21 protein-coding genes, 1 tRNA gene and 3 pseudogenes are annotated in these 21,833 nt (G+C 62.7%); 9 read left to right on the top strand and 16 right to left on the bottom strand.

What is annotated here, in order from left to right:
• Positions 1-20 precede the first annotated feature (20 nt).
• Entirely contained in the window at positions 21-197 is a 177-nt protein-coding gene (locus tag IPN92_08460; protein MBK8638310.1) for a hypothetical protein, read from the bottom strand.
• The gene (locus IPN92_08465) at positions 194-583 is read right to left on the bottom strand and encodes a hypothetical protein (GenBank protein ID MBK8638311.1); all 390 of its coding nucleotides are present in this window, start codon (positions 581-583) and stop codon (positions 194-196) included. The genes IPN92_08460 and IPN92_08465 overlap by 4 nt, the downstream gene beginning before the upstream one ends.
• Before the next feature lie 158 nt (positions 584-741).
• Between IPN92_08465 and IPN92_08470 the strand changes: the two genes are divergently transcribed.
• Entirely contained in the window at positions 742-930 is a 189-nt protein-coding gene (locus IPN92_08470; GenBank protein ID MBK8638312.1) for a hypothetical protein, read from the top strand.
• Between the two features lie 358 nt (positions 931-1,288).
• On the opposite strand, the gene IPN92_08475 is transcribed toward IPN92_08470, so the two are convergent.
• Positions 1,289-2,332, bottom strand: a complete 1,044-nt coding sequence (locus tag IPN92_08475; GenBank protein MBK8638313.1) for a 3'-5' exonuclease — start codon at positions 2,330-2,332, stop codon at positions 1,289-1,291.
• Between the two features lie 205 nt (positions 2,333-2,537).
• Here IPN92_08475 and IPN92_08480 point away from each other — a divergent pair.
• A pseudogene (locus tag IPN92_08480) lies at positions 2,538-3,763 on the top strand (IS3 family transposase).
• Between the two features lie 497 nt (positions 3,764-4,260).
• Here IPN92_08480 and IPN92_08485 read toward each other — a convergent pair.
• A tRNA-Thr gene (locus IPN92_08485) sits at positions 4,261-4,336 on the bottom strand.
• Between the two features lie 147 nt (positions 4,337-4,483).
• Between IPN92_08485 and IPN92_08490 the strand changes: the two are divergent.
• Positions 4,484-5,779, top strand: a pseudogene (locus IPN92_08490) (ISNCY family transposase).
• 246 nt (positions 5,780-6,025) lie between these two features.
• On the opposite strand, the gene ispH reads toward IPN92_08490, so the two are convergent.
• The 3 genes from ispH to IPN92_08505 all read right to left on the bottom strand — a co-directional run bounded on the left by ispH (position 6,026) and on the right by IPN92_08505 (position 7,694).
• Positions 6,026-6,979, bottom strand: a complete 954-nt coding sequence (gene ispH, locus IPN92_08495) for a 4-hydroxy-3-methylbut-2-enyl diphosphate reductase (GenBank protein MBK8638314.1) — start codon at positions 6,977-6,979, stop codon at positions 6,026-6,028.
• 101 nt (positions 6,980-7,080) lie between these two features.
• Positions 7,081-7,506, bottom strand: coding sequence for a peptidylprolyl isomerase (locus tag IPN92_08500; GenBank protein ID MBK8638315.1), 426 nt, complete (start codon positions 7,504-7,506; stop codon positions 7,081-7,083).
• 50 nt (positions 7,507-7,556) lie between these two features.
• The gene (locus IPN92_08505) at positions 7,557-7,694 is read right to left on the bottom strand and encodes a hypothetical protein (GenBank protein MBK8638316.1); all 138 of its coding nucleotides are present in this window, start codon (positions 7,692-7,694) and stop codon (positions 7,557-7,559) included.
• Between the two features lie 147 nt (positions 7,695-7,841).
• Here IPN92_08505 and rimO point away from each other — a divergent pair, with 147 nt between their 5' ends.
• Both rimO and IPN92_08515 read left to right on the top strand, forming a co-directional pair.
• Positions 7,842-9,239 (top strand): 30S ribosomal protein S12 methylthiotransferase RimO, encoded by a 1,398-nt coding sequence (gene rimO / locus IPN92_08510; protein ID MBK8638317.1) that lies wholly within the window; start codon positions 7,842-7,844, stop codon positions 9,237-9,239.
• A 30-nt stretch (positions 9,240-9,269) separates the two neighbouring features.
• Positions 9,270-10,253 (top strand): oxidoreductase, encoded by a 984-nt coding sequence (locus IPN92_08515; GenBank protein MBK8638318.1) that lies wholly within the window; start codon positions 9,270-9,272, stop codon positions 10,251-10,253.
• A 20-nt stretch (positions 10,254-10,273) separates the two neighbouring features.
• On the opposite strand, the gene IPN92_08520 is transcribed toward IPN92_08515, so the two are convergent.
• The 5 genes from IPN92_08520 to IPN92_08540 form a co-directional block, all read right to left on the bottom strand.
• Entirely contained in the window at positions 10,274-10,912 is a 639-nt protein-coding gene (locus IPN92_08520; protein ID MBK8638319.1) for a DUF971 domain-containing protein, read from the bottom strand.
• Between the two features lie 5 nt (positions 10,913-10,917).
• Positions 10,918-11,289: an HPF/RaiA family ribosome-associated protein gene (locus tag IPN92_08525; protein MBK8638320.1), complete on the bottom strand. Its 372-nt coding sequence runs from the start codon at positions 11,287-11,289 to the stop codon at positions 10,918-10,920.
• Between the two features lie 311 nt (positions 11,290-11,600).
• Positions 11,601-11,993: a DUF3775 domain-containing protein gene (locus IPN92_08530; protein ID MBK8638321.1), complete on the bottom strand. Its 393-nt coding sequence runs from the start codon at positions 11,991-11,993 to the stop codon at positions 11,601-11,603.
• Positions 11,994-12,086: 93 nt separating this feature from the next.
• Positions 12,087-13,124 carry a P1 family peptidase gene (locus tag IPN92_08535; protein MBK8638322.1) on the bottom strand — a complete coding sequence of 346 codons (1,038 nt, stop codon included), beginning with the start codon at positions 13,122-13,124 and terminating at the stop codon, positions 12,087-12,089.
• 101 nt (positions 13,125-13,225) lie between these two features.
• Positions 13,226-14,518, bottom strand: a complete 1,293-nt coding sequence (locus IPN92_08540; protein MBK8638323.1) for a cytochrome c family protein — start codon at positions 14,516-14,518, stop codon at positions 13,226-13,228.
• Between the two features lie 299 nt (positions 14,519-14,817).
• Between IPN92_08540 and IPN92_08545 the strand changes: the two genes are divergently transcribed.
• Together IPN92_08545 and IPN92_08550 are read left to right on the top strand one after the other, a co-directional pair.
• Positions 14,818-16,284, top strand: coding sequence for a hypothetical protein (locus tag IPN92_08545; GenBank protein MBK8638324.1), 1,467 nt, complete (start codon positions 14,818-14,820; stop codon positions 16,282-16,284).
• Entirely contained in the window at positions 16,277-16,903 is a 627-nt protein-coding gene (locus IPN92_08550; protein MBK8638325.1) for a NapC/NirT family cytochrome c, read from the top strand. Before IPN92_08545 ends, IPN92_08550 begins: the two co-directional genes overlap by 8 nt.
• An 85-nt stretch (positions 16,904-16,988) precedes the next feature.
• Here the strand turns inward: IPN92_08550 and IPN92_08555 are convergent, their stop codons facing one another.
• A complete protein-coding gene (locus tag IPN92_08555; GenBank protein MBK8638326.1) occupies positions 16,989-17,210 on the bottom strand; it encodes a hypothetical protein in 222 nt (73 codons plus the stop codon).
• A 95-nt stretch (positions 17,211-17,305) separates the two neighbouring features.
• On the opposite strand from IPN92_08555, the gene IPN92_08560 reads away from it, so the two are divergent.
• A complete protein-coding gene (locus IPN92_08560; protein MBK8638327.1) occupies positions 17,306-18,181 on the top strand; it encodes a hypothetical protein in 876 nt (291 codons plus the stop codon).
• 99 nt (positions 18,182-18,280) lie between these two features.
• Here the strand turns inward: IPN92_08560 and IPN92_08565 are convergent.
• A pseudogene (locus IPN92_08565) lies at positions 18,281-19,765 on the bottom strand (2Fe-2S iron-sulfur cluster binding domain-containing protein).
• 270 nt (positions 19,766-20,035) lie between these two features.
• On the opposite strand from IPN92_08565, the gene IPN92_08570 reads away from it, so the two are divergent.
• Positions 20,036-20,851: a tellurite resistance TerB family protein gene (locus IPN92_08570; GenBank protein ID MBK8638328.1), complete on the top strand. Its 816-nt coding sequence runs from the start codon at positions 20,036-20,038 to the stop codon at positions 20,849-20,851.
• Positions 20,852-21,040: 189 nt separating this feature from the next.
• On the opposite strand, the gene IPN92_08575 is transcribed toward IPN92_08570, so the two are convergent.
• Both IPN92_08575 and crcB read right to left on the bottom strand, forming a co-directional pair.
• Entirely contained in the window at positions 21,041-21,367 is a 327-nt protein-coding gene (locus tag IPN92_08575) for a DUF190 domain-containing protein (GenBank protein ID MBK8638329.1), read from the bottom strand.
• Positions 21,368-21,377: 10 nt separating this feature from the next.
• Positions 21,378-21,767, bottom strand: coding sequence for a fluoride efflux transporter CrcB (gene crcB / locus IPN92_08580; GenBank protein ID MBK8638330.1), 390 nt, complete (start codon positions 21,765-21,767; stop codon positions 21,378-21,380).
• Positions 21,768-21,833 lie beyond the last annotated feature (66 nt).

The raw sequence follows: 21,833 nt of genomic DNA on the forward strand, positions 1-21,833 counted from the left end.
GACGGTGGGGATGACTTGGTCTATAAGGCCCGTTCTTGGGTATGACCATCCGCACCGGGAAAGACATCAATCGCCATAGCCAGTTGTGGATCGAAGACCACCCGTGATTTGCCCGGCAAGGGGCCGGCGGCCGTCGCGCGCAACGGCTTCAGGCGATGCTCGCTGGCGGCCAGGCAGTTACCATCCAAGTATTTCAACCGATACCCAGGCAACAAGGGGGCGCGCGCCCTCGCGCGCCCTGCATGGTCACGATCACGGCTTGGGCCTCACGGGCGATGTAGCGGACCAGCGCTTGGGAGGTGGTCAGTTCGACCCCTTGCCATTTCGCGTAAACGGCGACGATCGAGGTCGCGATGTGGGCATGGCGATACGCCGCGTGCACGCTAGCTTGCGTCTTACAGACGATGTGCAGCATCAGTCCCACGAGCGACGAGAACAAAATGTCACGCGTATATTGGGTCTGGCGCGTGACCTCGAACCATTGGTCCAGTTTCTCGGCATTGAGCAACTGCTCCAGCAGGGCGCGGACCATGACGGTGGCGGGGCTTCTCTCGGCAAATTTCTGGAGGATCTCACCAAACATGGCGGCGGCAGTTCGCGGGTAGCGCTAAAAATCTCCTTATATTACAATATGCTGATGGCACCTTAAAAGGGCTGAACGCAGCACTTGACCCGCACGGCGGGATCTCATGAGTAGCGCATGATGCTGTGGTTTTAACGCGGGGTCCCGGTCCTCAGTCGATGAATACCGCCTTTGCCGACAACATTCTCAACATCTACGTTACCGGCCTGTTAGTGCGCATTGACTTCGGTACCGTGGTCAGGGTCATTAACCCTAATGGTCAGGAAGAAACCAAGACCACGATTACGCAGCAACTGGTGATGACCGCGGATCGAGCCCAGGAACGGCAAACCTTTCTGAATCGCTGAGAGCAATCCATCATGAACCACTCACGGCTGGGGATGAGCGTACCGAGGTTGGTGGTCTTGCTGCTGTGGGCAACCAGCACCCCGGGTGCAGAACCCATCGTGCGGCAAGGCGCCGTGTGTCCACCGGGCTATTATCGCAACGGCGAATACTGCACTCCCGCCCGGCCCGACACCCAGCCAGCGATCACCCGGCAAGGAGACGTCTGTCCTCCCCACTACTCGCGGAATGGTGACTACTGCGTCCCTACCAGGGCGGGCACTGACCCACCGCTCACCCGACAGGGACCCACTTGTCCACCCCATTATTACCGGAACGGTGATTACTGCGTGAAGAATCGATAGATCGGCTATGCCGTATTTACTCACCCGGTGCCCATCCTAGCTTTGATAGACATTGGTGTAGCCGTTGTAATTTGAGCATCTCCAGATTATCCACAAACCAATCATTCGCAAATTGGGCGATGACACTGGCAAATGCCTTGGCATGAATGGACCTTACTTGGCCTAACGAGAGGCCCAATCGTTGCCTTTCCTGTAACACATAAGCAAGTTCCTGGTCGGTGATATCCAGATCCGCCACCACCGTTTTCAAGGTGTCAAAATAAGCAGCAATGGGGTGTTGGGTGCGCTGCTCATGAACAGCGATTACCTGATCCGAGCGCGAACGAAATTTTCCGTTGGTCTTAAGATTGAGTGTCGCGGGATGCGGGAAAGGGGTGTGGGTGAAACTATCATTGAATTTATACTTTTTGAGTCCCGCCAGATCGCCAAAGGTCTTTATGCCTCTATCCAGGGCTATTTGTTCATAACGGCGATACAGCCTCCCCGAGGCCAGCGCATCATGGGCAGCAATATGACCACCATTAAGGGCTATGCCTTGTGCCCGGCAGGCTTCCTCCAGTTTGCAGCGACCGCCCAGACCCAGCATGGACCGCAGATACATCAAACAAAAATGGGGGGGATCGAAAGAAACGCCGGCATTCTCTAGTTCAAAATTCAGGAACTTGATGTCAAAGTAGACGTTGTAAGCCGCCAAAACACAGCCATGCAGGACCCCGATCAGATCGCCAACTAAGTCCGCAAACCGAGGAGCATCGACTACATCGGCATCGGTTATCCCATGAATCTCCGTCGCGCCCATCCGCCGCATGGGATTAACCAGGGTGTCCAGGACCAGTCGAGGTTCTTCACCAGGATCAATCCTGGCCACCGAAATCTCCACGACCCGATCCACGCCAGGGGTCAATCCCGTCGTCTCGAAATCGAAAACCGCGATGGGCGATTCTGAGATGTTGCGAGTTAAAATTTCTGAGTTTCCGCCCATTTTAATGACCACCTGGTTGAAAAATAATGAGCATTCAGCGCATGAAAGGATGGCTTGCCGGGATGACAGGTGTGCCACGATCCGCAATCATCAAGCCCGAGTAGGATATTCATGACCCGCCGTTAGCACCAGGAACAAGAGCCGCCAGAGTGCCCATGAGGTTTTCCCGCTTCCAGCCTAGTTACTGTTGAATGAAATCATGCTGTTGAAAGGTATAGTGGACCCCGAAAATCGGACAACGGTTTAAGCTAAGGAAAAGCGATGAATCATGAGGGTCCAAATGATGAGCGACACCAAGACACGTAAGGTTCACAGTGCTGGCTTCAAGGCGAAGGTCGCCTTGGAAGCCGTCCGCGAGACCAAGACGTTGAACGAAATCGGCCACGAGTATGGGGTTCACCCGGTGCAGGTGAGCCACTGGAAAAAAGCGCTCCTGGAGAAAGCCGGCGAGCTGTTTGAGGGGAAGCGCGGTCCGCCGGCGGTCAGTGAGCAGAGCGACCCGGAGCGGCTCTATAGTGAAATCGGGCGGCTCAAAGTCGAACTGGACTGGCTGAAAAAAAAGTCCGGGCTGAGCCTGTCGCGATAAGGCAGGCTTGGATTTCAAGTACAGACCCCCTGCCGGTGCTTCGGCAATGCCGCTTGGCGGAAGTCTGTCGTGCGACTTATTATGACCATCAACATCCGCGCCCGGCTGACGCGGAAGACACGCTACTGCTCCGACTCCTTGACGAAGAATATACGCGCCATCCCTTCTTCGGCAGTCGGCGGATGGTTCCGTTTCTGCGGGAGCGCGGCTGGGTGGTCAACCGGAAACGGGTGCAGCGCCTGATGCAGCGCCTGATGCAGCGCTTGGGCTTGGCGGGCATGGCCCCCGGTCCACACACCCGTCAGCCCCATCCCCAGCATCCGGTGTATCCCTATCGGTTGCGAGGGGTGGCCATCACCCGGCCTAATCCGGCGTGGAGTACTGATATTACCTACCTTCGACTCACCCGGGGCTGGGGCTATCTGGTGGCGATTATCGACGGGTATAGTCGTAAGGTATTGACGTGGCGACTGAGCAATACTCTGGAGGTGGGCTTTTGTGTGGACAGTCTCCAAGAGGCGCTGCGCCGCTTTAGCACACCAGAAATTTTCAATACGGATCAAGGATCACCGTTCACCAGCCAAGCCTTCATCGCCGTTTTGAAGGCCCATTCGATTCGGATCAGCATGGATGGACGGGGCCGCGCGGCGGACAATATTTTTGTCGAGCGGCTGTGGCGCACGGTCAAGTATGAGGACATTTATCTCAAGGACTATGCAACCTTGGCCCACCGCCAAGAGGGTCTGAAAACCTATTTCGCGTTTTACAATGGCGAGCGACGACACCCGTCGCTGGGGTATCAAACCCCGGATCAGGTTTACCTGACTGGGCGGGGCGGTGGGGCGAAAATCATCGATAAATTTGATCGTCCTTCACCGTCAGCGCCTCCCGGTAACACTCAGCAAGCATTCTGCTGGGCATGAACCCTTAACTTAAACTTTGATGATCTTTGTCTTGACGATGGGGTCCACCTCACACCTCAAGGGTAGGGTAGAGAGTTATTTCCTGCCGGTAAACCCGTCACCTGGTAAGTCTAACCTTAATCACGGCTTCTAGAATAATCCCACTTGCTGACGGGTTGACCCACCATTCCCGCTTGTAGAAATCCCCTTGCGCTCACTGTCCGGTCACGGCGCCTCGATCTTAACCAAAGCGCCAACTCCTCCTACCCGGTTCCTGGCGATGATGCTCGCTAATGTGAAGCCTGGCACTGACCCTTGGAGGACCCAAGGGCCAGTGGTGAGGTCAACGAGGGGTTGGTTTCAGTTCCTTCGCCGTGGTGCTGCCGACTTTCCAGGGGGCTTAGATGATCGAGGGCGTTCGTGGCGGAGGATGATGAATATATTCGGGAAGGCGTATGCACATTTTCCGGCACAGCGGAAAAGAAAAGGCGCCCTAAAGCGCCTAAGTCTATGAAATATGGAGCCGATGAGGAGATTCGAACTCTCGACCTACTGATTACGAATCAGTTGCTCTACCAGCTGAGCTACATCGGCATTAAACGACAAGTATAAGAAATCCCTCGTGAGCGGACAAGGCTCATGGTGGCTTTGTTAGCCCAAAGTAGTAATGTCCCCTTTGTGCAGTTTAGAAATGTCCCCTTTTGGTTAACGGGGGGGGCGATGCCAGAGGAGATGATCGAGTTGACGAAGCGAGCGCTACACCGCCTGAAGGTCGTCGAGGCGGTCACGGACCGGCGGCTGACACAGGCGGAGGCCGGGCGGCAAATGGGACTCACGACGCGGCAAGTGAAGCGTCTGGTGGCGGCCTACCGGGCGCAGGGGGCCGCGGGATGGTCTCCCGGCGCATCGGGGGAGCCGTCGAACCGACGGCTCAAGGAGCCGCTACGCGAGGCGATTCGCGCCCTGCTGGTGGATCGTTACCCGGACTTTGGGCCAACCCTGGCCCAAGAGAAGCTCGCCGAGCTGCATCAGATCGAGGTCTCCGTCGAGACGATCCGCCAGCTCCAGATCGAGCTGGGGCGGTGGCGACCCAAGCGGCGCAAGGCCGCGCGGGCACATCAGCTGCGCGAGCGGCGAGGGCGCTTCGGCGAGCTGATCCAGATCGACGGCTCACCCCACGACGGGTTTGAGGGGCGCGGCCCGCGCTGTACCCTGATCGTTTTCATCGACGACGCCAGCGGGCGCCTGGTGCAGTTGTGGTTTGCCCCCAGCGAAACCACCGCAGTCTACATGCAAGTGCTACGGTGGCATCTGGAGCAGTACGGGCGGCCGGCAGCGTTCTACTCCGACCGCCATAGCATCTTCCGCATCACCCGGGTGGAGCCCGCCAACGGCGCCACCACCACCCAGTTCGGACGCGCCCTCACCGGACTTGAGATCGAAGCGATCCACGCCCGCACCCCGCAGGCCAAGGGGCGCGTAGAGCGGGCCAACCAGACCCTCCAAGACCGGCTGGTCAAGGAGTTGCGTCTGCGCGGCATTAACGATCTGGAGAGCGCCAACGTCTACCTGCCGGAGTTCATGGCCGACTTCAACCGGCGCTTCGCAGTCGCCCCCAGTTCAGGAGAGGACGCCCATCGTCCCCTCGTGCATCGCCCGCGGGAACTGGACCTGCTGCTCTCGGCGCAGGAGGAGCGGACCCTGTCCAAGAACCTCACCGCGCCGTACCGCAACGTCGCCGATCAGCTGCAACACCCTGGACCGGGATACCGCCGACGTGGGGCCAAGGTGACCGTCTGCGCCCTGGCCGATGGCGAGGTCGCGCTGCTCCAGGAGGGCCGCTAGCGGCCTTACACCACCTACCGCACGGGGGAGCAACCGCCGCCGGTCGCGGACGAGAAAACCCTCAACGAGCGGGTCGATGGCGCTCTTGACAAGCCACAACGGCAGCGTGCCAAGCCGGCCCTCGATCACCCGTGGCGCCAGGCCGTGGCGAGGGCAGCCGCCCGCACCGCCACCTCATCCGCCGCCCCCTGACCCCACGACCACACGCCGCCGGCTGGGGGCCAGACGCCCGTCGCCCTCGGGCTCCTGCCGTCTGGCCCGCCCAGCCGGCGTACCCCCCGGTTCTACCCCCTCCCTAGCCGAGCCGAGCCGCTAACAGGGGACATCTCTATTTTGGACAGAAGGGGACATTTCTACTTTGGGTTGACAGGCTCATGGTGGCTTCCCTGGCACCTTGGGCGATGATTAAGTCCAAGCGCTCCAACGCGGCCAGGATTATCAGAGGCATTTACCGGCCGCCGGCGGGCAAACCAGTTCCCGGGGGAGGGCGAAGACGACCTGCTCGCGGATGCCGGACTGTTCCACCACCTCGCCGGCGCCCCATTCCTTGAGCCGGGCGATGACGCGTTCCACCAGAATTTCGGGGGCGGAGGCCCCGGCGGTGACGCCGACGGTGGGGGCATTCGCCAACCAATCGCGTTGAATGTCCTCGGCGCCATCGATGAGATAGGCGGTGATGTCTTGTTTCTGGGCAAGTTCGCGTAGCCGGTTGGAGTTGGAGCTATTGGGGGAGCCCACCACCAGCAGGAGTTCACAGCGCCGGGCGAGATCCTTGACCGCGTCCTGGCGGTTTTGGGTGGCGTAACAGATGTCGCTCTTGCGCGGGCCCTGGATGAGGGGGAAGCGCGCCTGGAGGGCGGCGATAATCGCCTGGGTGTCATCCATGGATAGGGTGGTCTGGGTGACATAGGCCAGGTGTTCCGGGTCGTGCACCGGGAGGTTGGCGACGTCGGCGACTTCCTGGACCAGATGGATGCGGTCCCCGGCGCCGCCCTGTCCCATGGTGCCTTCCACTTCCGGGTGGCCGCGATGGCCGATCAGGATCACCTCGCAGCCATCGCGGCAGTGTCGCGCGACCTCCAGGTGGACCTTGGTGACCAGCGGGCAGGTGGCGTCAAAGACGCGCAGTTGGCGAGCGGCGGCGGCGGCCCGCACCTGTTGGGCGATGCCATGGGCGCTGAAGATGAGGGTGGCGCCAGTGGGGACTTGGTCCACTTCATCGACGAAAACGGCACCCCGCTCCCGCAGGTTCTCGACCACGAAGCGGTTGTGGACGACCTCGTGGCGCACGTAGATGGGGGCGCCGAAAAGATCCAGCACGCGCTCGACGATCTCAATGGCGCGATCGACGCCCGCGCAGAAGCCGCGGGGATTGGCAAGGAGTATGTTCATGGATTCCGGAATGGCGAGACCTAGGTTGGATACAAGGAGGGATGGCGACTGTCGGGATGGATAAGCGGTAGCGTCGTCATGGGGGCTGATCCAGGCCAGTGCTAGGCGGGGTCCGTGACCGCGAGGATCTGGTAACGCAGGCGCAGGACCCGACCAGAGAGGGGGTGGTTGAAGTCAACCTGGACCTGGTCGCCCTGGAGGTCCTTGATGATGCCCGGGGTTTCGACCCCGGGGGGGGTGGTGAAGACGACCAGGCTGCCGGGCTGGGGCACGGCGTCCGGGAATTCGGTCTTGGCCAGCCAATGCAGATTATCCTCGCGCCATTGCCCGAAGAGCTGGTTGCCGTCGGCAAGGCGCTCGACCTCCGCGCCCGGGGTCAGACCCAGGAGGCCGTGCTCGGTGCCCGGGGTCAGGGTCCCATCTCCCAGGGTGAGCTCCAGCGGGGACTCGCCGAAGGTGGAGAGCGCCTCGGTGCCATCGCCGAGGTGAATGGAGAGGTGTAGGAGCACCCGGGACCCTGACCGGATGCTCGGCTGGGAGTCGCTAGGGTTCGGGGCGCCGGGTGGCAGGATGGCCGTCACAGTAGTTCTTGGGTGATGAAGACATAGGCCATGCCGATGGCGACCGCGCCCACGGCGGCGTAGAAAACCAGGATACAGATGCCGGGCAGGGGGTTGCACAAGCGGCGATAACGACAAAGTTTGCAATTTTTCAATCTGACCACTTCCAATTTCCAAGCCGCGAGGATGAAGGGGGAGGGCTGAGGGCGAGCTCTGGCCTGCGCATCAGCTTGGGCCTAAGTATCCCCCGGGCAATGGAAAAAGATCAACTCAGTCGTGATGGCCCCTGCTTTCCCGTTTGAATGGCTAGGGTCCCGGCTTTACTATCCCCCGTAGCCCATTTCCAGTCCATTGAGGAGCCGCGTTTGAGCAGAGCCAACCCCACCCCCGCCATCGGTTTCGTCAGCCTGGGCTGTCCCAAGGCGACCGTCGATTCGGAGTGCATCCTTACCCAGTTGCGGGCCGAGGGCTATGCTATCTCATCGACTTACGCCGATGCGGATCTGGTCATCGTCAACACCTGTGGCTTTATCGACGCGGCGGTGGCGGAGTCCCTGGAGGCGATTGGCGAGGCACTGGCGGAAAACGGCCGGGTGATAGTCACGGGCTGCCTGGGGGCGCGGGCCGAACTGGTGTGGGAGGCCCATCCCAAGGTCGCGGCGGTGACTGGCCCTCAGGCCTTCGCGGCGGTGATGTCGGCGGTGCATGCCCTAGTGCCTGCCCCGCACGACCCCTTTTTAAGCCTCCTGCCGCCCCAGGGCGTCAAGCTCACGCCCAAGCATTATGCCTACCTCAAGATCTCGGAAGGCTGTAACCATCGCTGCACCTTCTGCATCATCCCCAGTCTGCGGGGCGATCTGGTCAGCCGTCCAATTGGCGCCGTTCTGGACGAGGCCCATCGCCTGGTGGAGGCGGGGGTGCGTGAACTCCTGGTGATCGCCCAGGACACCAGCGCCTATGGATTGGATCTACGCTACCGGACCGATATCTGGCGGAGCCAGCCGTTGCGTACCGACATCGAGACCCTGGCCCGCCAACTCGGAGAACTGCCGGCCTGGGTGCGGCTCCACTATGTCTATCCCTATCCGCAGGTGGATCGGCTGATCCCCCTGATGGCCGAGGGACATATCCTGCCTTACCTGGACATGCCCCTCCAGCACGCGAGTCCGCCAATCCTGAAGGCCATGCGCCGGCCGGCGGCGGCGGAGCGGTTGCTGCAACGCCTGGCGGGCTGGCGCGAGATCTGTCCCGAACTGGTCCTGCGCAGCACCTTCATCGTCGGCTTTCCGGGGGAGACGGAGACGGATTTCAACCTGCTCCTCGACTTTCTGCGCGAGGCTCGACTCGACCGGGTGGGCGCTTTCGCCTATTCCCCCGTCGCGGGTGCCGCCGCCAATGCCCTGCCGGACCCGATCCCCGCGCCTTTGCGGGAGGAGCGCTTGGCGCGGTTCATGGCCGTTCAGGCGGAGATCAGTCGGGAAAAGCTCGCTCAGCGCGTCGGCCAGCGCCTCATCGTTCTGGTGGACGAGGTCGAGGAAGGGCGCCTGGTGGCCCGCACCGCCGCCGATGCGCCGGAGATCGACGGCAAGGTCATCATCCCCGGGGAGTGGGAATTGGATCCCGGTGATTTCATCGAGGTCGACATCACCCGTTCAGGCCCGCATGATCTGCTCGGGGTGCCGGTGCAGGAGGGGTCGTGAGTCTGGTAACACCTATTTAGGAGAGGCTTTATGTTCAATGCCATTGTGCTGACCCAGGAGGAAGGCAAGACCCAAGCGCAAGTCCAGGTCCTCGACGAGGCCGACCTGCCCGCGGGTGACGTGAGTATCCGCGTCGCTTATTCCACCCTTAATTACAAGGACGGTCTGGCGATCACCGGCAAAGCGCCGGTGGTGCGGAGCTTTCCCATGGTGCCGGGCGTCGATCTGGTCGGGCAGGTGGAGGCGAGCAGCCATCCGGACTGGCACCCGGGGGATGCCGTCATTCTCAATGGTTGGGGCGTGGGGGAGCGCCATTGGGGGGGGCTGGCCCAGAAGGCGCGCCTGTCCGGCGATTGGCTGATTCCTCTGCCCAAGGGCTTGAGTTCCCGTCAGGCCATGGCCATCGGGACGGCGGGTTACACCGCCATGCTCTGCGTCCTGGCCCTGGAGCGTCACGGCATCCGGCCCGCTGATGGCGATATCCTGGTCACCGGCGCCAATGGCGGGGTCGGTGGCATCGCCATCGCCGTGCTCGCCAAAAAAGGCTACCGCGTCATCGCGACCACCGGCCGGATTATGGAATCTGCTTACCTGCTCGGCCTGGGCGCCGCCGAGGTCATCGACCGGGCGGAACTAAACGGCCCGGGCAAGCCCCTGATGAAGGAGCGCTGGCTGGGGGTCGTTGATACCGTCGGCAGTCACACCCTGGCCAACGCCTGCGCCTCGACCCATTACAACGGCGCTGTTGCCGCCTGTGGTCTGGCCCAAGGCATGGACTTCCCCGCCACGGTCGCGCCCTTCATCCTGCGCGGGGTCACCCTCTATGGCATCGACAGCGTCATGGTCCCCCGGGAGCGGCGCATTCAGGCCTGGGAGCGGCTCGCCGCCGATCTGGACCCCCAACGCCTGGAGGCGATCACGCGGGAAATCGGGCTGAACCAGGCTATCGCCGCCGCCACGGACCTGCTGAACGGCGAGGTCCGTGGGCGTTTAGTCGTCGATGTGAATGCGTGAGCGGCTGGGCGGCCTGCGGATCAGATCAGATCGGGCGTCGCTGGTGGGGTCGGTGAATTGGGCACCAGACCAATCTCGTCGCCGTCCTCCAGCTTGGTGAAGCCCTCGGCAAACTGACGGTTAACGGTCACCCGCAGCCGCTCCATATTAAAGATAGGGGTAGCGCCCTTGCGGCGCTTGCCCAGCCAGATCAGGAGGCTGTTCACGTCCGTGACGCTGGCGGGCAGGGTCGCATCCTCGGACTCCTTGCGCATTTTCCTGGCCAGCCAGGAGAAGTACAGCAGCCGCGCGCGCTTTTCGCCTCCGCCCGGCTCTTGGCGCTGGTAGCCCGCCTGCTCCAGGCGATGCAGGTAATCGGCCCAGTTGGCTGCTTGGTGGGTGCCGAGGGCGTAGAGGGTGTCCCAGGAATAGATACCGGTGTCGTGGCCGTCATCGAAGAGGATGCGGATGGCGTACTGCCCCTGAGGGTCGATGCGCTCGATATTGACGGCCTCTTTGCCGGTGACCAGCGTATCCGGCCCGGCGGCCTTGGAGAAGACCCGCAGGTATTCGCAAGGCAGTTCAAAGCGGGCGCCATCACTGAAAACGATGCTCAGCAGTCGTGATTTAGCATGCAGATTGATCTCGGTTGGCAGCAATTTGCCGGCTTCATCATTCATGGTTTTCAAGTCCCAACCGGTTGCATCTCCCCGCCGGCGGGGGCTGTCGGTCCCATGGTCCGGCAGGCGAGCCGGCGAAGTTGTTTGCGGGCGCCGGCAAAGACCCCGGAAACCGCCGCCAAGGCCTCCTTCTGGGCCTCGCGCACCATCAATTGCCGCCGCCCGGGGAGGTCGGCGGCCAATTCGCAACGGACGCGATGACCTCGGGCGGGATCGAATTCCTCACTGATACCGATGCGTAGCGCCACCGGGGTCGTGGGGTAGCGTTGCTGGAGGCGTTCCGCCTCGGCGGTGATGTAATTGCGGATCTGGGGATCGAGGGCGAGGGTGTCTCCGCTGATATGGATGGCGGGACGGCTAGGACTTATAGGATTCATCTATGGCAGGAAAGACTCCAGGATGGCCGATCCGGGGACCGGTAGGACACGTTTGAGTGGTTGGGACGGGTTGACGCATAAACGCCGATGACCCATGGGGCTTGGGTGCCCATGCGGGACGAATAAAAAGGAGTTGGACTGGGGGTGCCAGTAGCCTGAAGTATCGGCACCTGGGCTGCCGCTATCTTAGATGGGGCAGAATCATCAAGGGCGCCACAGGCTTTTGTTATTGGCTATAAGGATGGCCATAGCGGAGCGGAAATGCAAGCACCTCGTGATGGGATGGCACTTAAAGGCGACGCGCGACCCCGTCATTCCTCGCAGGAATAGCCGTGGATGACCAGTCCTTCCTCCAGATGGTCAGCGACCATGGGGTGAGAGAGCAGGTAGTGGGCGGTATTGTCATGCTCTTCGTAATCGTCCTGAGCATCGGCGAGGGCGCTATCCCATTCCTCGATCGCGTAATCACCGCGGCCCAACCACATGAGGGCGATGAGTTCCGCCTGCAGGTCCGGGTCCAGGTCCGCCACCGCGGCCTCGACCTCCTGGACGGTCAGGTCTTCGTGGTGATCCGCCAGGATCTGCATGGCCCAATCGTCGCTGGAACCCGCGGGTGAGTCGGGGATGACGACCTGCTCCTTGGCTTGAAATTCCCGAGCCCGGGCGATGATATGGCAGACGGTTTCGATACCGAGGTTAAGCATGATGGGGTTCCTGAATGGCTTGGCGGAAGTTTACACGTTCGACGCTCTTGAAGTCCCGGAGGATTCTCCGGGTTACCCGCCAGGGGGATGGGCTTAGCCGTTGCGCGGCAGGTACCGATCCCGGTAGGACAGGGTGTCTCCAACCGTTTCGGCCTGGAGGATGGCGTGGACGATGGCGCGGGTGAGGGTATCGGCCGCCGCGGCGCCGGCCCGGATGAGGCCGGCGGGGACGGAGCCCCAGGCGGCGTCTTCCTGGAGGGCCGCGAGGGAGATCTGGCCGGTGGCCAGGGAGAAAATCGTGTCGCCGTCGAACAGGGTGTGGGCGGGGCTGATGGCCCGGGCCAGGCCGTCCTGGGCCATCTGGGCGAGTTTAGTGGCCTGGGCCTTGGTCAGCTCCAGATTGGTGGCCACCACGCCGATGGTGGTGTTGCGGATGGGCTGGGGAGTCTGGGTTTCCGCGCCGGGGTGGACACTGGGGCAGGGCAGGGACCCGAATTCGTCGCCGATGCCCAGATAGGCCCCGAACAGTTCACCCGTGATGGGGTTGACGACACTACCGAAGGGATTGACGGCGACGAGAGCGCCGACGATGACGCCCTGGCCCAGATCGATACTGGCGGACCCCAGGCCGCCCTTGAGGCCCCCCGCGATGGTGCCCGCGCCCGCGCCGACGTTACCCAGGGGGAAGACGCCGGCCGTCAGGTTCTCGCAGGCCTGGCGGCCAAACTCCGCCGTGGGCCTGTCCCGGAAGTCCCGGCCAAAGCGGCCAGGGTCGAAAAGGACCGCCGCCGGGACGATGGGAACGACCTGGCCGTCGCCCATGGGCCAGCCCAGCCCCCGAGCCTCCAGCCAGCTCATGACCCCATCCGCCGCGGCCAGACCGAAGGCGCTGCCGCCGGAGAGGACGATGGCGTTGACCCGATCCACCAGATTGACCGGATCGAGAAGGTCGGTTTCTCGGGTGCCGGGGGCGGAGCCGCGTACATCGACACCGCCAACCGCGCCGCCCCGCGCGAGGATGACCGTCGTCCCGGTGTGATGGGCGGCGTAATGGCCAACCTCGATGCCGGGTACGTCCGTTATCAGGTTGTTAAGACCGGTCTTGGGTGTGTGCGCGTCGGAGTGAGTCATGGCCTGGAGCGATAAAGGGGCTGATTAAAATAGGCAACCATAAAAAAGGCATCGGGGCGTACCCCGATGCCTGTGTCGGCCCGGTGGCCGAACCGCTGTAATCAGGGCTTCGCGATCATCTTCTCGGACTCGGCAATCAAGACCGGGGTCTTGAGGTCATCCGGCAGGTGGGCGAACTTCTTGACCAGGGATGGCCACAGCAGGCTGTAGTAAAGCTCGCCACGGACCAGGGCGACGTCCTTGGCGGGGATATCGTAGCTCAGGACGCGGGTCTCGTGGGGCTTGAGACGGGAGTCCGCGCCGGCCTTCTTGGCCTCGGGGGGCGGTACCGGCTTGCCTTCGTCATTGACCAGGGTCAGGAAGAAGTAGGCTTCAGGATCGCCTTCGCTGGGGTGACCCTCGGCATTCCGCCAGACGACCTGCCCCTTGGCGTCGTAGGCGGTGACCTTGAGGTACATGTTGCGGAAGGGCGCCCCCGTGGGGAGTACATGGGGTTGCTGGTTGGTCAGGCTGGCGCTGATGGCGAGTTTGCCATCCTTCTTGGGTTCGACGCCGAGGTCGAAGAGGACGGCGCGTTCCAGCATGGGCTGGTCATGGCCGCCGCCGATGCTGTGATCCGCCAGGCCGCCCGCGATAGGCATGTGGCAGGAAATGCAGTTCACCTGAGTCCGGGACTGAACATATTCGTCGCCCGTACCGCAGAGGGCCACGCCATGGGGGTTGTTGCGCTTGTCATGACAGCCCATGCAGGCGTCATTGGTGCGCATCAGTTTGGGGTTACCCTCCATGGGCAAGCCGGGAATCGTCTTGCCCTCGAACTCCACGGGTTCGCCCAAGTGGGGATTGGGCTTCTGCTCGCCGCTGGCACCCGCGCCGCCGAAGGGGTCGTCACCCTTGGTGAGTTTTTGCAGGCCCTGATTGAGGCCGGTGGGGGCCTGAATCTTGTCGGAAAGCACATAGGCGTTGATGCCCAGGCGCAGTTTGCCGCCCTCGTCGTTAATGCCCTTGTAGCTGGCCAGGGTATGACAGGCCACGCAATTGACGCCCTCGGCATAGGCCGGCTTGGCGTCCAGCTTGGTGGTCTTGTCACGGGCGGCGTTGGGTGCGTGGCAGGCGAGACAGGCCGGGTATTGCTTATTGGCCTTGGCGACCTGGCCTTCTTCCGTCGGGGAGCCGACCTCCGAGTTGTAAAAGGCCGCGTGGATCGGGTCTTTCATGGCGGAGGACTGGGCGTGCATGGACCCGCTCCACTGCTTATAAATCTCCTGGTGGCAGTTTTTGCAGACCTCGGCGGAGACCTGCTGGATGGGTTCACTGGCCCAGGCGCCGCTGGCGCCGAGACCAAAAAGCGCCGCCAGGAGGGCGGGCTTGATCAGGAAGGTGGGACTGGGCATGGTCGTGTGTCTCCTCGTGCCTCTTTAGGGTGTTAGGGGCGGTCATTGCCGGCCTGGAGACTATAGTTGTCGCCCATGGCTCTCCCGTCAACCAAGTAGTTTTATAAGCTATTGTGTTTGCTAATATAATCAAAATTTAAAATACTAATATATTTGCTGATTTAGCCTAGCCGCAGCATAATTCCTCCCTGATAACGCCCCGCCGGCGGGAGTCTGGCGCGGTCCTGGTAACGCATAAGTCGGCGTTAACCCAGAACAATAACAAGCCCCAGGCTGTTTCACGAGAGGAGGAATCACGGATGCCCGACATCCCTATCGGTTTGATGGCCGCTGCCCGGATCGGTGCCGCGCTCGGTTTATTCTGGTGTGCGGGGCCCCTGATGGCGGCCAAGGTGCCCCTGGACCCCAGTCACTGGGGCAATCCGGTGGGCGAGGAATGCGTGAACTGCCACACCAAGTCCTCGGCGGGGTTGGCCCAGGAGTGGCGGGAGAGCGCGCATGCCAAGGCTGGGGTCAATTGCATGGACTGTCATCAAGCCGAGGTGGCGGACCCGGACGCCATCAAGCACGAGGGTCAGTTCATCGCCACCATCGTGTCGCCCCGGGATTGCGCGCGCTGTCACGAGGCCGAGTTCCGGGACCAGCAGGGTTCGGTCCATGCCGAGGCCTACAGCCTCATCAAGGACCGCATCCCGGCCCTGGCCGAAAACTTGACCGGAATGGCGGTGCAGGCCGCCGGCTGCGACCAGTGTCACGGTTCCCGGGTAAAGGTGAAGGGGGATGGCACCCTTGACCCGGACACCTGGCCCAATTCCGGCATTGGCCGTATCAACCCGGATGGCTCCAAGGGCTCCTGCTCGGCCTGTCATGGCCGGCACCTCTTCTCCAAGGCCCAGGCCCGGGAACCGGAGGCCTGCGCGCGCTGCCATTCCGGGCCGGACTCGCCCGACGCGGAGATTTTCGCGGCCTCCAAGCATGGCATGATCTTCGCGTCCCAGCGGCAGCGCATGAACCTGGATGCACCCGAGTGGGTCGCTGGCAAGGACTACACGGCGGCGCCCACCTGCGCCACCTGCCACATGGGGGCGGCCGGCAAGTTGCCTTCGACCCACGACGTGGGCATGCGTAATGCCTGGGCCCTTAATTCGCCCGTGTCCCACCGCCAGTATCTGGTGCTGCTAGAGGATGGGGGTAAGCTGGAGATCCCCGCGGGGGCACCCGTGCCCAAGCGGGGTGAGGAAATCCCTAAGCTGGACGGCAGCCTTGCCAAGGTGAAAGCAGTGGTGACGCCCGAGCGCCGGCGCGAGGTCATGAGCATGGTGTGCCTGGAATGCCATAGCAAGGCCCTCACCCAGGGTTTCATGAAGCAGTTCGACAATGTCGTGGAATTGTTCAATACCAAGTTCGCCGAGCCGGCCAAGGCCATCATGGCTGACCTCTACCAGGGTGGCTATCTGACCCCGCTCGCCTTTGACGAGCCCCTGGAGTTCACTTACTGGGAACTCTGGCACGACGAGGGCGCCCGTGCTCGGCATGGCGCCTCCATGGCCAGCCCCAATCATGCCTGGTGGGAAGGCATGTATCTGGTTGGCCGTAACTTCTATGGCCGCTTCCTGCCCCAGGTCCGGGAAGAGGCGGGGGCCGAGGCCCAGGCCATCATCAACCGGCATCTGACGGACGAGGCGGGTCATGGCTGGCTGGCCCATCCCGACCAGGTCAACCCCATCCTGGGCCTTGGCCAGCGCGAGGCAGGCGATGATGGCTAGGTTCCTCGCCGCGATCCCCATCAGCCGCCCCATCTTCATCGCCCTGATCCTGGGCGGTCTGGCCGGGATGCTGTTCATGGTGTTTTTGCTGGAGTTCGACCACTACTCCAGCACCAATGAATTTTGCACCTCCTGTCATTCCATGACTTACGTCGAGGAGGAATACCAGAAGTCGGTCCACTACAATCCGGTCTCCGGGGTACGGGCCGGGTGTGGGGATTGTCATGTCTCGGCGGGGGTGTTCGCCGCTACCTGGGACCACATCAAGGGCGGCAAGGACCTGTGGAAGCAGCTCTTTGGCGCCGATTATGATGATCCGGTCGTCAATGCCCTGCATCTGCCCGAGGCCGCCTTTGTGACGCGCCAATGGTTCCGGGATACCAACTCGGCCACCTGTCAGCGTTGCCATGTCCTGGAGGCCATCCAGGGCAAGCGCGCCGATACGGCGGCTATCCATCGCGAGGAGACCCAAGGTAAAAGCTGCATCGACTGTCATGAAAATCTGGTCCATCGGCATGTCCCCAGCCAGGAGACCTTTAAACGCGAGGCATGGAACCAGATGATAGAGGAGGAATTTGGACTGCTGCCGGGCACGGCAGAACGGCTGCTGGCGGAATAGCCGGCGGGGGATTAGCCTCGGGATGATCCGGTCAGGCCGGACCGTCCCATTCTCGATAATAAAGCTGTCGTGAGCCCGCCTGTCCTCACTTACGGCATGAGGACAGGCGCTGGTCGCTGCCGGGCAGGAGGGCGATGATCAGGGTGATCGCCAGGACGGCAACGGCGGCTAACCCCGAGAAGAGGGCCAGACCCATGATAGGGGCGGGGAAGCTGAACAGTCGCGCGGCGAACTCCAGCGTCAGACTGGCGAGGAGCAGGAAGGCGGAGAGGAGGACGGCGAGGCGCAAACCTTGACAGTTGAGCATGTCAATCTCCAGTGGTGTGTAGATAAGTAAATACTAATACACTAACTTTATTTTAGCAAGAATCCCATCAAAAACTGTTGAATTACATCCTGCCATTGTCGCCATTTGCGACCCGCTTGGCCTTGGTGCTGCTGGTGGCCGTGCTGACCCTGGTGGGTTGCAGCGCGCTAACTATCGCCTACAACCGGGCCGATTTTTTCATGAAGGCCTACGCCAAGGATTACCTGGACCTGGAGCCGCTACAGGTCGCGAGCTGGGAGCCCTTGCTCACCCGGGAGCTGGCGCGCCATCGCGCCGAGGAACTACCCCATTTGGCCGCCTATGCGAACCAAGTTCTGCGGGCAAGCCGGCTCGGTTTCGACGAGCGCAACATCACCTGTCTGATCGATTCATCCCGCGACCTCTACCAGCGTCAGGCGCGCTACGCGGTGACCCTGGTGACGCCCCTGCTGGTGGGGCTGAGCCCGGCGCAGATCAAGAGTCTGGACAAGCGGTTCAAGGAGGAGGCCGAGGAGGATCTGGCGGAGTTGGCCGAAGGCGGCGGCGCGGGCGAGCGTAAGCAACGGACTCGGCGCCTGGTGGATGCCATCGAGGACTGGACAGGCCCTCTGGCGAGCGCGCAAGAGGCCCTGGTGGCCGAGGCTATGGGCCGCCTGCCCGAGACCCGGAGGCTCTATCTCGACTATCGCGGCCGGCAACGCGGCGACTTGATCGCCTTGCTGGAAGCCAGGGCGGGAGAGGCCAGCATCAGTGCCTTCCTGACGGCTTGGCTGGTGGATTGGCGTGATATGCCGCCCGCGCTGGATCAGGCGAGAGGCGCCATGAATGCGGGTATCGCCGAACTCTTCATCCGTCTTGCCGCCAGCCTGGATCAAACCCAGCGTGATCGGTTGGACAAGCGATTGCGCGACCTGCGCGACGATCTTATGGAACTCCAGCGGCAACCCCAGATGGCGACCCTGTCCTGCTAGCGGGTCCCGCCGGGCCTGATAGCCGGAGATCCCGTTGGCTGGGAGGGGCGCGCGACGGGCGGCAAGGCGGCAAGGCGGCCTGGACCCTCGGCCTCAGGCTCAGGCCTCTAGGAACTCCAGAGAGAGATGCTTATCGGGGACTCCCCTGTCCCGCAAGCCTGCCGCCAGCGGTTCGATCCGCGCTCGCGGACCCGCCAGATAGAAGCGCCGGCTGATCGGATCGGGGTGGTCGGCGATCACCAGGGCCAGGATGTCCTCCAAGCTGGCATCGACCATGGGCGTCACGAAAAAGTTATCCAGGGCGTCCTTCATGGCCCGGTACCAGCGCCACTGGTTTTTGCAGGAGAAGGGCTCCCCGGCGGGGCATGCCAGTAGAGATGGAAGGATTCGATCAGATCGATGGAGACGCCATGCTCGATCAGGCCCCGCACCGGGGCTATGCCCTCGCCGAAGGCGATGAAGACCGCCGGCGCCGGGGAGGATTCATCGAGGACGAAACGGCCCATGGGGCCCTCCAGGTTGACGAGGTGGCCTGGCCGCACCTGGTCGCTGAAGAGGGCCTCGGCAAAGGGGTTGCCAGGCCGTCGCCGGACCAGAAACTGAAGGTGGCGAGGATCGCAGGGACAACTGGCGATGGGGAGTTCGGCGCTGGCGCCATCCTCCAACCGCAGCAGGGCGCGCTGGCCGGCCATGAAGCGGAGGGTGTGGGTGCGGGGGGTCTGGATCTGGAGACCCAAGAGGTCCGGGTCCAGCACCTCCTTTTTGCGCACCGAGGCGCGGATCTCCTGACACGGCAGGTCATCGACACTCAGGGCCTCCGCCGCCTCCAGCACCAGGTCGGTGACGGCGGTGTTGGAGCAGGCCAAGATATAGCCCATCTGTTTTTCGCGGGTACTGAGGAGGTAGTCGTGGTCGCGCATCTTCCAGACCTCGCCGCTCACCACCCGGGCCTTGCAGGCGCCACAATTGCCGCTGGAGCAGCCGTAGGCGAGATTGAGGCCGGCGCGTACCGAGGCATCGAGAATGCTCTCGTTGCCCTCGACGAAAAAGTCACGTCCACTGGGGATGATCTTGATATTGGCGGCCATGAGACGCAGGAAGGTGTCCTTGGCAAAGAGCTGGGCTTCGCGGTCGGGCTGGGGGCCGGCCGCCAGTTCCAGGCGGGCTTGGGCCAGCCAATCGGTGAGTTCCTGGGCCAGGGCCCGGGGATCCGCGCCTTGGCTGACCAGGGTGGCCAGCCGCGTTTCGACTTCGTCGAGGAGGGCCTGGGCGGCATCCAGGGCCGTCGCTTTGGCCACCAGGGCCTTGCTCATGGCCTTGAGGCGGGTCACCAGTACCTCCGGGACTGGGCAGCATGGTGTCGGCATCATGGGAACGCGGCAGGGCCTCGGCCTTGATGCGCTGTACCCGCTCAAGGGCGTCGTCATTTTCCAGGCTCACCCGCGGAAAGACCCGTAACAGGTCGCTAACCGCGATTTCACCCTCGAAGGTGGTCAAGTCGCCGCGCCGTATGTGTCTCTGGATCTCGGCACGGGTCACCCCGGCGAGACGCGCGGATCGGGAGAGGCTCAGGAGTTGGGTCATCGGCAAATCCCGGGGGGGTTGGTGGTGGCGGCCTACCCCCGCCAGGGCCGGCCTGGTGGACTACTTCCTTGTCTTGGCCTTGGGGATATTTATACCCCCTTGCTGGCTGCTTGGCCAGCCAGGGGCATCTGGGGGAGGAACTTGAGCTAGCCTCGGGCTGTCTTTAACGAATTGCCTAGCGGCCTGCTTAAGCCTTTGGCCAGCGGCTAAGGGGTTGCTCAGGGTATTTCATGGCACATTTCAACCATCACCTCTTCAGGAGCAAAACTCATGGTAAATGGTCTCTTTGATCAACTGTTGAAGTCTGGACAGGATCTGCTCAACAAGCAGCAGACCGGTGGACAGGGCGCTGGGCCGGCCAGCGGTGGGGGCGCGCTGGACGGCCTTGGCGGCCTATTCGGCAAGGATCAGGGCAGCGGTGGCGGTGGTGGGGTAATGGACGTCCTGGGTGGCCTCTTCAATAAGGGCCAGGAGGGTGGCAATTCCTCACTGAGTAGCTTCCTCACCGGCGCCGGTGGCGGCGCCCTGGCGGGAAGCGCCCTGAGTCTGCTGCTGGGCAATAAAGGCGGGAGAGAGATCGTCGGCAATGTCCTTACCTACGGGGGCATGGCGGCGGTGGGGGCGATTGCCTACAAGGCCTACAACAATTGGCAGGCCAACCAGGCCCCGGGCACCACCCAGGCCGAGCCCCAGACCCTGGACCGTCTGCCCCAGGCCCAGGCGGAGCAACATCAGCGGGCGATACTCCTGGCCATGGTCACCGCCGCCAAGGCCGATGGTCATGTCGATGAACGCGAACAGGGCTTGATGAAGGAGGCCCTAACAAAGCTGGGCGGCGGCAATGCCGAATTTGAACAGTGGCTGGCCACCGAGCTGAACAAACCCCTGGACCCCGCCGCGGTGGCGCGGGCCGCGACCACCCCGGAAATGGCGGCGGAGATCTATATCGCCAGCGTCCTAGTGGTCAATGAGGAGCATTTTCTGGAGCGGGCCTACCTGGAGGAGCTGGCGCGCCAACTCCGTCTGGAACCTGGCCTCAAGGCCGAGTTGGAGCAGCAGGTCAAGCTGGCGCTGGCCAAGGGTTAGCAATAGACCGATAACCAAAGAGTTTTCTGGCCTGCAGGGCCGGGTGGCGGCGGGTGGGGGACGCCGTGAATAGGTCCCTGTAGGCTTGGCGACAGCATCCCTGCTGTCGACACCCCCACCCACCGCCACCCGGCCCTGCTGCTGTTATGCCGAAGATGGACGAGTTCTGGATATCCCGATGGGTCCCGATCAGGGCGCCGTATCGTCGCTGAAACCATAGTCCACCGGGACCCGCAGATAAAAGAGGTTTAGCCCCTGACCCTTGAGGTGGGCCAGAAAACGGTCGGCCTCCTCCGAGGTGGTGACGAAGCTGACCTCTACCGGCAGGTCGCCGGCCAACTCGAAGAAGTGTTCTTCATGGAGTCGCCCCTGGCGGCCAAAGCCCGCCAGGGCGCGGAAGGCGGAACCCCCCTGGAGACCCAGGCGCTGGGCCTCCTCCAGCAGCCACTCGTAGGCCAGCAGGTGGTGGTGGCGGCGATTCTCCGCTACGTAGAATTTGAGAAAACAGCCGTTCATGGGTCGTGTCTCAGTGAGGGGTGAGGAGGGCATGGGCCAGGCCCATGCCGAGGGCGGTCAGGAGCAGGGAGCCGAACAGATGCGCCGCCGCCGCAGACAGGCCCAGTAACCACTCACCGCGCGAGAGGAGGGTCACTACCTCGGCGGAGAAGGTGGAGAATGTCGTGAGGCCCCCCAGGAAGCCGGTGATCACCAGGAGACGTATCTCCGGGGGCAGGCCGGGGTGGCGGTTGAGCCAGATCAGCAGGAAGCCCACCAGGAAGCCGCCCAGCAGGTTGGCGGTCAGGGTGCCAAGCGGGACGCTGGGAAAGACCGGGTTCAGACGCTGACCCAGGAACCAGCGCAGTAGGGCCCCAAGCCCGGCGCCGACAAAGACGGAGAGGGCGGCAAGCTGGCTCATGGCACTCCGGGGATGGGTCGGGGGTTGGTACCGCCGGCGGGCCGATCCATCGGTGGTGGTGCGCCC

It is taken from the genome of Chromatiaceae bacterium, assembly GCA_016714645.1.
In the GTDB taxonomy this organism is placed as follows: domain Bacteria; phylum Pseudomonadota; class Gammaproteobacteria; order Chromatiales; family Chromatiaceae; genus M0108.